General features: G+C 62.6%; 13 protein-coding genes. 2 read left to right on the forward strand and 11 right to left on the reverse strand.

The annotated features are described in order from the left end of the window. Positions 1-220 precede the first annotated feature (220 nt). Genes ccoP through ccoN form a run of 4 tightly spaced genes read right to left on the reverse strand, consistent with a single transcriptional unit; the run spans position 221 to position 3,688 of the window. Positions 221-1,090 carry a cytochrome-c oxidase, cbb3-type subunit III gene (gene ccoP, locus CAER_RS0109975; protein WP_027235220.1) on the reverse strand — a complete coding sequence of 290 codons (870 nt, stop codon included), beginning with the start codon at positions 1,088-1,090 and terminating at the stop codon, positions 221-223. After that, positions 1,087-1,323, reverse strand: a complete 237-nt coding sequence (locus tag CAER_RS0109980) for a CcoQ/FixQ family Cbb3-type cytochrome c oxidase assembly chaperone (RefSeq protein WP_027235221.1) — start codon at positions 1,321-1,323, stop codon at positions 1,087-1,089. Before CAER_RS0109980 ends, ccoP begins: the two co-directional genes overlap by 4 nt. Positions 1,324-1,334: 11 nt before the next feature. Beyond that, complete coding sequence (ccoO, locus tag CAER_RS0109985; protein WP_027235222.1) at positions 1,335-2,063, reverse strand: cytochrome-c oxidase, cbb3-type subunit II; 729 nt, start codon at positions 2,061-2,063, stop codon at positions 1,335-1,337. Positions 2,064-2,077: 14 nt separating this feature from the next. After that, on the reverse strand, positions 2,078-3,688 hold the full coding sequence (gene ccoN / locus CAER_RS0109990; RefSeq protein WP_027235223.1) for a cytochrome-c oxidase, cbb3-type subunit I: 1,611 nt from the start codon (positions 3,686-3,688) through the stop codon (positions 2,078-2,080). A 204-nt stretch (positions 3,689-3,892) separates the two neighbouring features. Here ccoN and CAER_RS0109995 point away from each other — a divergent pair, with 204 nt between their 5' ends. Further along, positions 3,893-4,732: a universal stress protein gene (locus CAER_RS0109995; RefSeq protein WP_027235224.1), complete on the forward strand. Its 840-nt coding sequence runs from the start codon at positions 3,893-3,895 to the stop codon at positions 4,730-4,732. Between the two features lie 85 nt (positions 4,733-4,817). Here the strand turns inward: CAER_RS0109995 and CAER_RS0110000 are convergent, their stop codons facing one another. Together CAER_RS0110000 and fnrL are read right to left on the reverse strand one after the other, a co-directional pair. Continuing rightward, complete coding sequence (locus tag CAER_RS0110000) at positions 4,818-5,075, reverse strand: GlsB/YeaQ/YmgE family stress response membrane protein (RefSeq protein WP_027235225.1); 258 nt, start codon at positions 5,073-5,075, stop codon at positions 4,818-4,820. 366 nt (positions 5,076-5,441) lie between these two features. Next, positions 5,442-6,182 (reverse strand): transcriptional regulator FnrL, encoded by a 741-nt coding sequence (gene fnrL, locus CAER_RS0110005; protein WP_027235226.1) that lies wholly within the window; start codon positions 6,180-6,182, stop codon positions 5,442-5,444. A 61-nt stretch (positions 6,183-6,243) separates the two neighbouring features. Between fnrL and hemN the strand changes: the two genes are divergently transcribed. Next, complete coding sequence (gene hemN / locus CAER_RS0110010) at positions 6,244-7,599, forward strand: oxygen-independent coproporphyrinogen III oxidase (RefSeq protein ID WP_027235227.1); 1,356 nt, start codon at positions 6,244-6,246, stop codon at positions 7,597-7,599. A gap of 281 nt (positions 7,600-7,880) precedes the next feature. On the opposite strand, the gene CAER_RS28900 is transcribed toward hemN, so the two are convergent. The 5 genes from CAER_RS28900 to CAER_RS0110035 form a co-directional block, all read right to left on the reverse strand. Then, positions 7,881-8,588 (reverse strand): helix-turn-helix transcriptional regulator, encoded by a 708-nt coding sequence (locus CAER_RS28900; protein ID WP_161631086.1) that lies wholly within the window; start codon positions 8,586-8,588, stop codon positions 7,881-7,883. A gap of 137 nt (positions 8,589-8,725) precedes the next feature. After that, positions 8,726-10,318 carry an ABC transporter ATP-binding protein gene (locus CAER_RS0110020; RefSeq protein ID WP_027235229.1) on the reverse strand — a complete coding sequence of 531 codons (1,593 nt, stop codon included), beginning with the start codon at positions 10,316-10,318 and terminating at the stop codon, positions 8,726-8,728. Positions 10,319-10,383: 65 nt separating this feature from the next. Continuing rightward, the gene (locus CAER_RS0110025; protein WP_027235230.1) at positions 10,384-11,490 is read right to left on the reverse strand and encodes an ABC transporter permease; all 1,107 of its coding nucleotides are present in this window, start codon (positions 11,488-11,490) and stop codon (positions 10,384-10,386) included. A gap of 3 nt (positions 11,491-11,493) precedes the next feature. Further along, positions 11,494-12,579, reverse strand: coding sequence for a microcin C ABC transporter permease YejB (locus CAER_RS0110030; protein WP_027235231.1), 1,086 nt, complete (start codon positions 12,577-12,579; stop codon positions 11,494-11,496). A 9-nt stretch (positions 12,580-12,588) separates the two neighbouring features. Next, a complete protein-coding gene (locus CAER_RS0110035; RefSeq protein ID WP_027235232.1) occupies positions 12,589-14,502 on the reverse strand; it encodes an extracellular solute-binding protein in 1,914 nt (637 codons plus the stop codon). Between the last annotated feature and the right edge of the window lie 151 nt (positions 14,503-14,653).

Here is a 14,653-nt window from a genome sequence, read left to right on the forward strand (position 1 = left end):
CTGGGCCAGAGCGCTGCGCCGCGCCCGGCCCTTTTGCCCCCTGCCCCGCTCGCTGACCCTGCCCCGGTTACCAATGATGCCGGCGCCTGCATGATGACCGCCTCTGCGATGGTCCAGCGCGGCTGCTGCGCGGCTTTTCCTTGCAAACAGTCCTTCCGAAAAAGGAAAAGGGCCGCCCGCTGGGCAGCCCTTCCCCTGTTCTGCTGAAATCCTGTCCGGCTTATTCACCGCCGCCCAGCTGGTGCACATAGGCCGACACGGCGCGGATCTGCGCTTCGGTCAGGCGGGTGTTCCAGGCCGGCATCACGCCATAGCGCGAGTTGGTCACGGTCTCGGTCAGGGTGGCGTAGTCGCCGCCATAAAGCCAGATCGCGTCGGCCAAGTTCGGCGCGCCTTGCGAGCGATCACCGGTGCCGTCTTCCATGTGGCAGGAGGCGCAGTTGTCGGCAAAGACAACCGACCCGGCCTCAACCTTGGAGGCGTCCTGCGGCTCGCCCGACAGCGACATCACGTAGTTGACCACCTGGCTGATCTCTTCTTTCTCAAGAAGCTCATCCCGGCCGAAGGCAGGCATCTCGGAATAACGCGCGTCGTCGCTGTCCTCGTTGCGGATGCCGTGGGTGATGGTGGCGTGGATGTCCTCCACCGAACCGCCCCAGAGCCAGTCGTCATCCAAGAGGTTCGGATAGCCCTTGGCACCTGCAGCACCGGAGCCGTGGCACTGCGCGCACCAGGTCTTGAACACGGCGGAGCCAGCCGAGACAGCATAGGTGTTCAGCTCCGTGTCGCCCGCGATGGCAACCAGCTCAGCCGCTTCCAGCTTGGCGTTGACCGGAGCGTTGGCCTCCTCGACTGCGGTGATCTCCGCCGCCACGTCGCCGCGGGTCGACCAGCCCAGGATGCCTGCAGTGGCCGAGTTGACCAGCGGCCAAGCCGGATAAGCGATGGTGTAGAGAACACCCCAGATGATGGTGGCGTAGAAAGTCCACAGCCACCAGCGCGGCATTGGGTTGTCGAATTCCTCGATCCCGTCCCACTCGTGGCCGGTGGTTTTCGGATCGCCCTCGAACTTTTGCGATTTCTTGCTCATGCCCTCGCCTCCTTAGTCGCGGCGGGTTTGTCGCCCCGGCGGGGCGCAGCTGCATCACTGCCCTTGCCGGGCGCAGGTGCATCAACGTGGCGGAACGGGATGTTTGCGGTATCCTCGTAGGCCTTGGTGCTGCCCGGGCGGAACGCCCAGACAATTATGCCGATGAAGACGGTGAACAGGAACAGCAGCATCCAGCTGTCTGCAAATTCCCGCAGGAGCGTATAGAGTTCCATCCTATCCTCCTTTACCGGCTTGCATCCGGGGTGAAGGTCGAGAAGTCGACCAGCGTGCCCAGCATCTGCAGATAGGCGATCAGCGCATCGGCTTCCGAGACTCCCGGCTGACCATCGAAGTTGCGCACGTTGACCTTTTCGCCATAGCGCTCCAGCAGCCCGTCATAGTCGCTGTCCGGATCCGCCTGGGCGCGGAAATCGGCCTGTGCGGTCTCGATCATGTCCTCGCTGTAGGGGGTGCCCAGCAGCGCGTTGGTGGCCATGATGTCGCCGATGTATTTGCCGTCGATCTTCTTCTCTTCGAGGAAGCCGTATTTCGGCATCACCGATTCCGGCACCACCGCCTGCGGGTCGCGCAGGTGGTCGACGTGCCACTCATCCGAGTAACGGCCGCCCACCCGGGCCAGGTCCGGCCCGGTCCGCTTGGAGCCCCACTGGAACGGGCGGTCGTACATCGACTCCGCCGCCAGCGAGTAGTGGCCGTAGCGTTCGACCTCGTCGCGCATCGGACGGATCATCTGGCTGTGGCAGACATAGCAGCCTTCCCGGATATAGACCTCGCGGCCCGCCAGTTCGAGCGGGGTGTAGGGACGCATGCCCTCCACCTCCTCGATGGTGTTTTCCAGGTAGAACAGCGGTGCGATCTGCACCAGTCCGCCGATGGTCACGACCAGGAAACTGCAGATCAGCAGGAGGGTCGCGTTGGTCTCGAGGATCTTGTGTTTGTCGAGAATTGCCATTGCTCCGGCCCTCCTTATTCAGCCGGGACCTGAACCGACAGGCTGGCCTCTTTGGCCGGGGCCCGGCGGACGGTCATCCACAGGTTGTAGCACATGATGATGGACCCCGCGAGGAACATGACCCCGCCCAGACCGCGCACCACATACATCGGGAACTTCGCTGCCACGGTGTCGGCAAAGGAGTTCACCAGGAAGCCGTTAGCGTCCACTTCGCGCCACATCAGGCCTTCCATAATACCGGTCACCCACATTGACGCGGCATAGAGAACGATGCCGATGGTGGCGAGCCAGAAGTGCCAGGACACCAGGCTGAGCGAGTACAGGCGCTCACGCTTCCAAAGCACCGGCACCAGGTAGTACAGCGCGCCAAAGGTGATCATGCCGTTCCAGCCGAGCGCACCGGAGTGCACGTGGCCAATGGTCCAGTCGGTGTAGTGCGACAGCGAGTTCACCGCGCGGATCGACATCATCGGGCCCTCAAAGGTGGACATGCCGTAGAAGCCGACGGAGATCACCATCATCCGGATCACCGGGTCGGTGCGCAGCTTGTCCCAGGCGCCCGAGAGCGTCATCAGGCCGTTGATCATGCCGCCCCACGAGGGCATCCACAGGATCACCGAGAACACCATGCCCAGGGTCGAGGCCCAGTCAGGCAGCGCGGTGTAGTGCAGGTGGTGCGGACCGGCCCAGATGTACAGGAAGATCAGCGCCCAGAAGTGGATGATCGACAGCTTGTAAGAGAAGACGGGACGTTCGGCCTGCTTCGGAATGAAGTAGTACATCATGCCCAGGAAGCCCGCGGTCAGGAAGAAGCCCACAGCGTTGTGGCCGTACCACCACTGCACCATGGCATCCTGCACGCCCGGCCAGACGATCACGGACTTGGAGCCCCAGATCGACACCGGAATGGTCGCGTTGTTGACCAGGTGCAGCATGGCCACGGTGACGATGAAGGACAGGTAGAACCAGTTCGCCACGTAGATGTGCGGCTCCTTGCGCTTGATGATGGTTCCCAGGAACACGGCCAGATAGGCGACCCAGACGATGGTCAGCCACAGATCAACGTACCATTCCGGCTCCGCGTATTCTTTGGACTGGGTGCCGCCCAGCAGGTAGCCGGTTGCCGCCAGCACGATGAACAGCTGGTAGCCCCAGAACACGAACCACGCGAGGTTGCCGCCCCACAGACGCGCCGCGGAGGTCCGCTGCACCACATAGAAGGAGGTTGCGATCAGCGCGTTGCCGCCAAATGCAAAAATCACTGCAGAAGTGTGCAGCGGGCGCAGGCGGCCGAAATTGGCAAACCCTTGCGCCCAATCGAAATTCAGCGCCGGAAAGGCCAGCTGGAACGCAATGAAGGTCCCGGCCAGAAACCCGACCACGCCCCAGAAGGCGGTTGCAATTGCACCAGCGCGCACAACGCTGTCGAAATACTCATTTTCCACACCTGCAACGGCCTTTTTCGGCTCATTGGTGTGGCGCAAAGTATAGAGGAACAGGCCGCCAGCCACGATCATCACGATGACCGCATGCACCTGGTAAGCCAGATCCCGCGCGTAATTGGTACCGATCATCGCAAACAGCGTGACCAGACCAAGCGCTATCAGCTTGATATAGTTAGACATCTTGCGTCCCTTTGCCGTGCCCCCGCGAATCCTGCGGATACGGGGACGTTAATAGACCGCGCTCTTCTTGCAAAACGCGCCTCCCTCCTGCCTTGATCTGCATCAAGACACTTCCGGGCAACATGTGACACTTCTTCCCGTGCAGTGAAAATCCCCGCGCCGGGGCCATGGGGGCCCGCGGCGCAGACCCCGCCGGGAGGTGTCATGTCCTACAAGTCCTTGCTTACTGTCCTTACGGCTGCGGAAACCGCAGCGGCGCCTCTGGCGCAAATTGCGGCCTTGGCAGAAGAATTCGGCGCCCATGCCGATGCTCTCTGCCTTGGTGTCGACCGCACCCAGACGGGCTATTACTACGCAGGCGCCAATGCGATGGTGCTGCAGGAAACCCTGGCCCGCGCGCAGGAAGAGGCCGAAGCGGTCCAGGCCGGTGCCGAGGAGGCGCTGCAGCGGGCAGGCGTGCCCTTTGCCACCGACAGCGGTGTCGCCCAAATCGCCGACCTTGGCCGCCATGTGGCGCGCCACGCGCGGTTCTCCGACCTGGTGGTGCTGGGCAAGCCCTACGGCAAGGACAAGCGCGCCGAGGCTGAGCCGATTGTCGAATCGGCCCTGTTCGAGGGCCGCGCGCCGGTGCTGGTGGTGCCGGACAAGGGCGAGCCCCTGCGTCGGCCCAAGACCGTTCTGGTAGCCTGGAACGAAAGCATCGAGGCGATGACCGCGATCCGCAGGTCGCTGCCCTTCCTGACCGGTGCCGATCTGGTGCGCATTGCGGTGATCGACCCGCCGCAGCACGGGCCGGAGCGCTCCGATCCGGGCGGCATGCTGGCGCAGATGCTGTCCCGCCACGGGGTTACCTGCGAAATCGACGTGCTCAGCAAGACGCTGACCCGGGTGTCCGACATCCTGAATCGCCACGCGGCGGATACCGCCACCGACCTGATCGTGATGGGGGCTTACGGCCATTCCCGCTTTCGCGAGGCTATCCTCGGCGGAGCCACCCGCAACATGCTGGAGCAGGCAACGGTCCCGGTGCTGATGGCGCATTGAAGCCCGGGCCTGGCCGGCCGTCCGTCCGCAAAGAAAATTAAGGCGCCCCTGCAGGGCGCCTTTTGCGGTCCGGGCCGCCAGCGGCCTAACCCGCCTTGCGGATGAGACCGATCAGGAACAGCAGGATAACCGCCCCGATCGTGGCGTGGATCAGCGACCAGAAGAAGCCGCCCCCTGCCGCAAAGCCCAGCGCCGGAAAGATCATCCCGGCCAGAAACGCGCCGACCACGCCGACGATGATATTGCCCAAAAGGCCAAATCCGCGCCCCTGCATGATCTTGCCCGACAGCCATCCGGCCAAGGCTCCGATGATCAGCATCCCGATCAGGCTTCCAAACTGCATTACTGCCTCCGCTTTTTGATACCGCCAGTAGACCACACTCTTTTTACCGGGTCACGCCCGGGCTTCAGTGCGCCCTTCAAAGAAATTTCCGCCAAACCGCCCCGTGGCTCTCCCGCCCGTCGTCCGCCCTTCCAGGCGGATGGGCTTCCTCCCGTTGGGCATGGCACCGCTGCGCGGTGCCATGCCCAAGGCCGTCAGCGGGTCCGGCGCAGCCGGGCACGCGCGGGCGCGGGAGCTCCTCGCCTGCCCTCTTGCGTCAAACGGATTTGGTCACGCGGGATTGGCCGCAGCGCAGGCCCGCGCAGGCGGGTCGCCCATAACCGGGGGCACGTGAAGCAGGGAATGACCAGACTGCCGCCTGTGCGCTTAGCCCAAGAAGCCGCCGTCGCTGTCGTCACCGGCCTCTTCCATCAGGCGGCGCATGTCGGGCACGGTCACATGCCGTTTGCCCTCCAGCTGGATGATGCCGTCCTTCTTGAGCGCCGAGATCTGGCGGCTCACGGTTTCCAGTGTCAGGCCCAGGTAATCAGCCATCGCCTCGCGGGTCAGCGGCAGATCGAATACCATCCGGTTGGTGGCACCGCCAGGCGTCAGCGTGGCATCGCGGCGGGCGATGATGGCCAGCAGGCTCGCGATCTTTTCGCGAGCGGTCTTGCGGCCGAGGACCAGCATCCATTCGCGCGCCGCGTCCAGCTCGTCCAGCGTCATCTCCAGCAGCCGGTGGGCGATATGCGGGGTGCGCTCCATCAGTTCTTCGAAGGGCTTCTTGCGGAAGCAGCACATCACCACATCGGTGGTCGCCGCCACATCATAGGCCGCGCCTTCGCGGCCAGGGCGGCCGACGAAATCGCTGGGCAGCAGCAGCCCCACCATCTGGGTGCGGCCATCCTCCATCGTCTGGGTCAGAGAGGCGATGCCGGAAACCACCGAGCCCACGAAATTCATCACGTCGCCCGACCAGATGATCGGCTGCCCCGCTTCATAGGTGCGGTAGTATTTGATGGCGTCCAGCTCCTCCAGCTCATCCGCATTGCAGCGTGCGCAGACGGCACGGTGGCGGATCGGGCAGTCCCCGCATCTGGACTGTGACAGGATAGGAGCGTTCATTTGGGGGTCCGGTTGATCTGGGTCAAGGCTTGGGCTCGCACGTTCCCTTAACGGTAATGGAATGGATCAGAAAGCTCAATTGGCCAAACTCGGTTTGTTTGACGCCAGAGTGCCGCGCTATACCAGTTACCCGACGGCGCCGCACTTTGGCAAAGCAACCGATTCCGCACAATTTTCCAGTTGGACATCCAGCATTCGCGCGGGCAGCAGCATCTCTTTGTATGTGCATGTGCCGTTCTGCCGCAGATTGTGCTGGTTCTGCGCCTGCCGCACCCAAGGCACCCAATCGGACGCACCGGTGGCGGCCTATGTTGAGGTTCTGAAGGCGGAAATCGCCCTGCTCCGCCAGCAGTTGCCCGGCGGCATCACCCTGTCGCGCCTGCACTGGGGCGGCGGCACCCCCACGCTGCTGAGCGCAGAGCAGATCCGGGACTTGGCCGCAGCGGTCACCGAAGCGTTTCCGCTGGCGCCTTATGCGGAGTTCTCGGTGGAGATCGACCCGAACGAGGTCGGCGACCGGCGCCTGGATGCGCTTGCCGAGGCGGGCATGAACCGCGCCTCTGTCGGGGTGCAGGATTTCGACAGCACCATTCAGCAGGCAATTGGCCGGATCCAGAGTTTCGAGACCACAAAGCAGGCCATCGATATGCTGCGGTCGCACGGGATCAGCAGCCTGAATGCCGATATCCTGTTCGGACTGCCGTATCAAACGCCGGAGCGGATGACCGAAAGCGTTCAGAAGCTGCTGTCGCTTACGCCGGACCGGGTGGCCGTCTACGGCTATGCCCATGTGCCCTGGATGGCCGGGCGGCAAAGCATGATCCGCTCCGACACGCTGCCGACGCCGGAAGCCCGGCTGGAGCTGTTTGAAACCGCGCGCCAGTTGTTTCTGTGGGATGGCTACCGGGAAATCGGCATTGACCATTTCTCGCGGCCCGAGGACGGGCTGGCCATTGCCCAGCGCAGCGGCCGGCTGCGGCGCAATTTTCAGGGCTATACCGACGATCCCTCGGCCGTGCTGATAGGCATCGGCGCCTCGGCCATTTCGCGGTTTCCGCAAGGTTATGCGCAGAACGCTCCCGGCACCTCGGATTACATCCGGTCCATCCGCGCAGGCAAGTTTGCCACCGCCCGCGGTCACGCCTTCCAGGGCGAGGATCTGCTGCGGGCGCGGCTGATCGAAGCGCTGATGTGCGATTTCCGGATTTGCCGCCGGGAGATCCTGTCCCGGTTCGACGTGTCCCCTGCCCGTCTCGACACCCTGCTGCGCGGCACCGCGGAGGCGTTTCCCGGCATGCTGGATCTGTCGTCTGCGGGTCTTGCCATCAAGCCGGAGGCCCGGCCCCTGACCCGGATGATCGCCCGCAGCCTTGATGCATATGAGCTGAGCAAAGCAGGGCACAGCCCGGCGATCTGATCCCCCGGCCAGCGGCGGCCATATCGGTATCGATAGCTGGCGCAGGCCCATTTCTGATTGCATAATTTGTTAGCGCTTTGGGGTTCCCCATCGCTGCACAGGCACAGGCCTTTCCTTTCTGCGTCTGCGCACGTTGTTCCTCCCGGAGCGCTGCGGGGCTGCAGCTGCAGCACACCGAAACGGGGTCTTCTCCCCCCCGACCTGGTACTCGGGCAAGAGACGGCGCCGCGATTTGAGCACCCAACCATTTGAGAAAGGCCGGGATGCCAATCCCGGCCTTTTCAAAAGTCCAGCAAGCCAGCCCTGACGGCAATTGCCAGCGCCTCCTCGCGTGTCTTTGCGCCAAGTTTGCGGCGTGCAGACAACAGCGTCTTGCGGACGGTCACCTCGGCGACTCCCAGCTCGTGCGCAATGCGGGTGTTCAGGTAACCGGCGGCCAGCAAAGCCAGCATCTGTTTTTCCCGGCCGGACAACACTTTCCCCGGCTCCTGATCCGGGAAATCGAGATACTCCTCGCCTTGGCCCGGCACGCAGATAAACGCAGCGACAGCTGTCCCCGCCTGCCGGATCTTCTCAAACTGCTCTGCCGTGAACTCCGACGCCTTTTCGCCCGCACAGAACACCACTGTCTTGCTGGTGCCCGGACAGGATCCTGCAAACCGCATCGCATATGCCAACGTGTAACCCATATCCCAGGCCGTCCAATTGAAGTCCAAATGCCGGCGGCTTGGCGCTGTCGCGCGCTCCAAGGTGCCCGTTACGTGCAAGGACGGGTAAAACGGCAGAGCAATCCCGGCAACGAACTGGTCCACTTCGTAGAATTTCTGCTGTGCGTATTCGGACAGGAATTCCCGGGTCATGCTGCTTCTCATCCAAAGAAGCTTGCGGGTTTTAATCTCAATTTCCGCCACGTTCAGGGCGATAGCTCCCAGCGAAGCCATCACCTCATTTGCAATACGCCACCGGTCAGCGCTGGTCCGTGCCGACATGAATCTTTCGTAAAGATCCATTCCCCCTTTTTGCATGGCAATATTTTCGCATAATTTTATGCTATTTAAAACTGATTAAATCTTATGCACTTTATGCGCGCAGCGTTGGCAGGATTTATGTCCGCAACCTCAAGAGGTTATCCCGCTGCAGCCAAAAGCCTTCTGGTATAGTCCTGCTGCGGACTGCGGAATAACGCATCAGCGGGCCCTGCTTCGACCACGTCGCCCTGATTCATCACCAGCACGTTGTGCGACATTGCCCGCACCACATTCAGATCGTGGCTGATGAACAGGTAGGCCAGCCCGTAACGCGCCTGCAGATCCCTCAGCAGCTCGACGATCTGCACCTGCACCGTCATGTCCAGTGCCGAGGTCGGCTCGTCCAGCACCACCAGCTTGGGCCGCAGCACCATGGCGCGGGCAATGGCGATGCGCTGGCGCTGGCCGCCGGAGAACTCATGCGGGTAACGGTCCATTGCAGCGGGGTCCAGCCCCACCTCGCGCATGACCTCGGCCACCAGTTCGCGGGTATCGCGGTGCTGGTCCACCTTGTGGATCGCCAGCCCCTCCGCGATGATCTGGGCGCAGGTCATCCGCGGGCTGAGCGAGCCGAAAGGGTCCTGGAACACGATCTGCATGTCCTTGCGCAGTTTGCGCAGGTCGCGGGTCGACCATTTGCGCAGGTCCTGGCCCTGAAAGCTGACCGCGCCTTCCGACGCAATCAGCCGCATGATCGCCAGTGCCAGCGTTGTCTTGCCGGAGCCGCTTTCACCCACAATGCCCAGCGTTTCGCCCGCCTTGACAGAGACCGTCACCGGGTTCACCGCCTTCACATGGCCCACGGTACGCTTCAGCAGCCCCCGCTGGATCGGGAACCAAACCTTGAGATCACGAGTGGCAACCAGCTCCCGGGCGCCTTGCGGCACCGGCGGCGGGGTGCCGGAGGGTTCTGCCGCCAGCAGTTTCTGCGTATAGGGATGCTGCGGATTGGCAAAGATGTCCGCTGCCGGGCCTTCCTCGACAATCACGCCGTCTTTCATCACGCAGACCCGATCGGCGATGCGGCGCACGATGCCAAGGTCATGGGTGATGAACAAAAGCCCCATGCCCTCGCTTTCCTTTAGCTCCGCCAGGAGGTCGAGGATCTGCGCCTGGATGGTCACGTCCAGCGCCGTTGTGGGCTCATCCGCGATCAGGATGTCGGGCTTGTTGGCCAGCGCCATAGCGATCATCACCCGCTGGCGCTGCCCGCCTGACAGCTGATGCGGATATGCGCTGAGCCGGCTTTCCGCATCGCGGATGCCGACCTTCTCCATCAGCTCCAGAATGCGCGCCCGCGCCGCCTTGCCGGTCAGCCCCTGGTGCAGCGCCAGCGACTCCTCCAACTGGCGCTCGATCGTGTGCAGCGGATTGAGCGAGGTCATCGGCTCCTGGAAGATGAAGCTGATGTCATTGCCGCGCACCTGCATCAGGTGCTTTTCGCTGGCGCCGACCATTTCGGTGCCGTCGTAGGTGACAGAGCCCTCGACCATCGCGCTGTCGCCCAGCAGCGACACTGTGGAAAGCGCCGAGACCGATTTGCCGGAGCCGGATTCGCCCACCAGCGCCACGGTCTCGCCGCGGCCGACGGAGAAGGAGACGCCGCGCACGGCCTGGGTGATCTTGCCGTCCTGACGGAAGGAGACGCGGAGGTTTTTGACTTCAAGGAGGTGAGCGCTCGAATTACCCATTTAGTCTGCGCCTCCGATAGCCCGATTGCCGCCCGGGTCGCTTGCGGCCCTAGTGTTCTGCATGATCATGAAAACGTCTTTCTGGGATCGAAGGCATCACGCACGCCCTCGAAGATGAACACCAGCAGCGACAGCATGATGGCGAAGGTGAAGAAGGCGGTGAAGGCGAGCCAGGGGGCCTCCAGGTTCTGCTTGGCCTGAAGGGTCAGCTCACCCAAGCTGGGCGCCGAGGACGGCAGGCCGAAGCCGAGGAAATCCAGTCCCGCCAGCGCCGAGATGGTGCCGGTCACGATGAAGGGCAGCATGGTCAGCGTCGCCACCATCGCATTCGGCAGCATGTGGCGGAACATGATGGTCATGTTGCCAACCCCCAGCGCCTTGGCGGCGCGGACATACTCCAGATTGCGGGCACGCAGAAACTCAGCTCTGACCACTCCCACCAGCGCGGTCCAGCCGAACAGAACCATCAGGAACACCAGGAGCCAGAAACTGCGTCCCAGGATCGCAAACATGATGATGATCACATAGAGCGTCGGCGTGGAGCTCCAGATCTCGATGATGCGCTGGAACACCAGGTCCAGCCAGCCGCCGAAATAGCCCTGCACCGCGCCCGCCAGGATGCCCAGCACCGTCGCGGCGCCGGTCACGATCAGGGTGAACAGGATCGACAGGCGGAAACCGTGGATCACCCGCGCCAGCACGTCGCGCTTGGTGTCATCAGTGCCCAGGAGGTTCTGGCCGTTGGGCGGCAGCGGCGCGGCACCCGGGCGGTCCACGGTGGTGTTGAAGCTGTAGGGGATCGGCGGCCAAAGGGTCCAGCCCTCCTTGAAGCCGTCCGCGGCAAAGGTGCCTGCGGAGATCTCCTCCAGGATCGCCTCAGGCTCGTCAAAGCAATCCTCGATCCCGCCGGAGCGGATCAGGCATTCCACCTCAGGGTCGCTGTAAATCGCCTCCGTCCGGAAGTCGCCGCCGAACTGGGTCTCCGGGTAGAACTTGAACACCGGCGTGTAGAGCTCGCCGCGATAGCTCACCAGGATCGGCTTGTCGTTGGCGATGAACTCGGCAAACAGCGACAGTGTGAACAGCACGGAGAAGATGATCAGCGACCAGAAGGCGCGCTTGTTCTTGCGGAAGTTGTTCCAGCGGCGCTGGTTCAAGGGGGAGAGTGCCATGGCTCAGCCCTCCCGCTTTTCAAAGTCGATTCGCGGATCCACCAGCACGTACATCAGGTCGGAAATGATGCCGACCACCAGGCTCATCAGGCCGAAGATGAACAATGTGCCGAAAATCACCGGGTAATCACGCGCCACCGCGGCCTCAAACCCCAGCCTGCCGAGGCCGTCCAGCGAGAAGATCGTTTCGATAATAAGCGAGCCGGAAAAGAAAATGCCGATAAACACCGACGGAAAGCCCGCGATCACGATCAGCATCGCGTTGCGGAACACGTGGCCATACAGAACCCGGTTCTCGCTCAACCCCTTGGCACGGGCCGTCATCACATAGTGTTTCTTGATCTCATCGAGGAAAGAGTTTTTGGTCAGCAGCGTCAGCGTCGCAAAGGCGCCGATGGTCGAGGCCAGAACCGGCAGCGCGATATGCCAGAAGTAGTCGCCGATCTTGCCCAAGAGGCTTAGCTCATGCCAATTGTCCGAGGTCAGCCCGCGCAGCGGGAATATCTGCCAGTAGGAGCCGCCGGCGAACAGCACCAGCAGCATGATGGCGAACAGGAAGGACGGGATCGCATAGGCGGCGATGATCACGCCGCTGGTCCAGGTATCAAACCGCGAGCCATCGCCCAGCGCCTTGCGAATACCCATCGGGATCGAGATCAGATAGGCGATCACGGTCGACCACAGGCCCAGCGAAATCGACACCGGCATCTTCTCCAGCACCAGGTCTGTTACCTCGATCTTGCGGAAATAGCTCTCGCCGAAGTCGAACTGAACATAGTTCCAAAGCATCGTCAGAAACCGCTCCAGCGGCGGCTTGTCCAGGCCGAACTGCTGTTCCAGCTCCTTGATCAGCTCCGGCGGCAGGCCCTGGCGGCCCGCGTAGTTTTCATTGGCGCTGATCGCCTCGGTGCCGGTGTCACCGCCGCCGCCGGCAAAACCCTCGAACACGTCGCCACCGCCTTCCAGCTGAGCGATGATCTGTTCAACGGGGCCGCCGGGCACAAACTGCACCAGGGCAAAGTTCACCAGCAGGATGCCGAACAGGGTCGGGATCACCAGAAGCAGGCGTCGGAAGATATAGGCTGCCATGTCTGTGTCTTACCGCAGTGCGCCGGCGGCTTTGAGCTCCGCCTCGCGGGACGCATCAATCCACCACAGGTCCAGCAGGCCGGTGTCATACGGCGGCAGGTTTTCCGGATGGCGGTACATGTCCCAATAGGCAATCCAGTTCACGTCCAGATACCAGGTTGGCACCATGAACCGCTTGGCGCGCAGCACCCGGTCCAGCGCACGGGCGTTGGCGCGCAGCTCTTCCTGGGTCTTCGCGTTAACAACATTGCCAATCAGTGCATCCACCGCCGGATCGGCCAGGCCAGCCGGGTTAAAAACGGAATACTCATGCGCCTCTGAGCCGAAATACTGATACAGTCCGGTCGAAGGCTCCAGCGACATCGGATAGGCATGGGAGATCATGTCGAACTCCTTTTCCCGGCGGCGGCTGGTGTACTGGGCGTAATCGACCCGGTTCAGCACCGCATCCACCCCCATGGTGCGCAGGTTGCTGATATAGGGCTGCACGATGCGCTCGATCGTCGGGCTGTCGGCAAGGAATTCGACCTTGAGCACCTCGCCATCGGCATTGCGGCGCACCCCGTCGTCACCGACGGCCCAGCCAGCCTCATCCAGCAACTTCATCGCCCGGCGCAGGTTCTTGCGGTCGCCGGGGCGCGAGGCCTTGGAGCTATGCGCCATCACCGGCTCCGAGATCAGTATGGACGGGTCGATCTGATCGCCCAACGCTTCCAAAACCTCTTTCTCGCGGCCCTCGGGCAGGCCTTTTGCCTCAAGCGGCGAGTCCTGCCAGAAGGAGGAACGGTGGCGGAACAGGCCGTATTGCAGGCTCTCGTTGGTCCATTCGAAATTGAACGCCAGCTGCAGCGCCTCGCGCACGCGGATGTCCTGGAACTTGGGCTTCAACAGGTTCATCACAAAGCCATTGGCGGCAGGCACATTGCCGTCCGGGACTTCACCCTTGATCACTTGGCCTTTATCCACGGCGGCAAAGTCATAGGCCGTGGCCCAGCTCTTGGAGTTGTTCTCGGGGCGCAGGGTATAAACCCCCGCCTTGAACCCCTCCATCGCGGCAATTGCATCGCCGAAATACTCCACCCGGATGCTGTCGTAGTTGTGGCGGCCCGCGTTCACGTTCAGATCCGCGCCCCAGTAATCCGGGTTGCGCTTGTAGACGATCCGCTGGTTCACCTCTGCGCTTTCCAGCATGTAGGGGCCGGAGCCAATGCCCGGATCCAGCCGTGGCTCATCCAGACGGCGGTTTTCCGGATCGGCTTCGAACCAGGCCTTGGAGAACACCGGCGTTCCGCCCACCTGGGTGATCATCGCCCGGCGCGGAAAGTCAGGGCTGAAATAGAACTTAACCTGGTGCGGACCCAATGCCTCAGCCTTGGGAATGCGCTTGCGCACGGCCTCGGCATAAGACTTCAGCCCCTGGTCCAGCAGGATGTTGTGGGAGAACACCACATCGTCAGCGGTGACCGGGGTGCCGTCCGAAAACGTCGCCTCCGGCCGCAAGTTGAAAATCACCCAATCCTGGCTCTCGGGGTACTCCAGGCTCTCGGCGATCAGCCCGTAGTAGGAGCCGGGCTCATCATAGGATTCCACCAGCAGGCTTTCAAAATGGTCCGACGACAGCGCCCCTGCCCGCCCCTTGCGGGTGAAGGGGTTCATGCTGTCGAAGGTGCCGACGGCAGAGATCGACAGCTCGCCGCCCTTGGGCGCGTCCGGGTTCACATAGTCGAAATGGGCAAAGCCTTCCGGGTATTTCAGCTCACCGAATTCGGCAAAGCCGTGGCTCTTGATGATGGTCTCTTCCGCCTTGGCCAGCGTCGCCGCCGCCAGTGCCAGAATTAAACCCAAGGCCAGCGCCGCCGCGGCCTGCAGCGGGTTCGACCTGTCCTTCACGCGCACGCGTGCCGCAGCTCGAGCGGTTTTCATCTGCCATGACCTCCTTTGCCCGGAACTTCGGCCCGGATTTCCGCCCTCAAGCTAATGTCCGGGGCCGGTAACATTCAAGTTGAGATTGGGTGATATCCCCCGTTCATTGGGCGCAAAGCAGCCGAAAACCGCGCCTTGGCAAGGCTGCGCT

Origin of the sequence: Leisingera caerulea DSM 24564 (genome assembly GCF_000473325.1) — a bacterium.
Classification (GTDB): Bacteria; Pseudomonadota; Alphaproteobacteria; order Rhodobacterales; family Rhodobacteraceae; genus Leisingera; species Leisingera caerulea.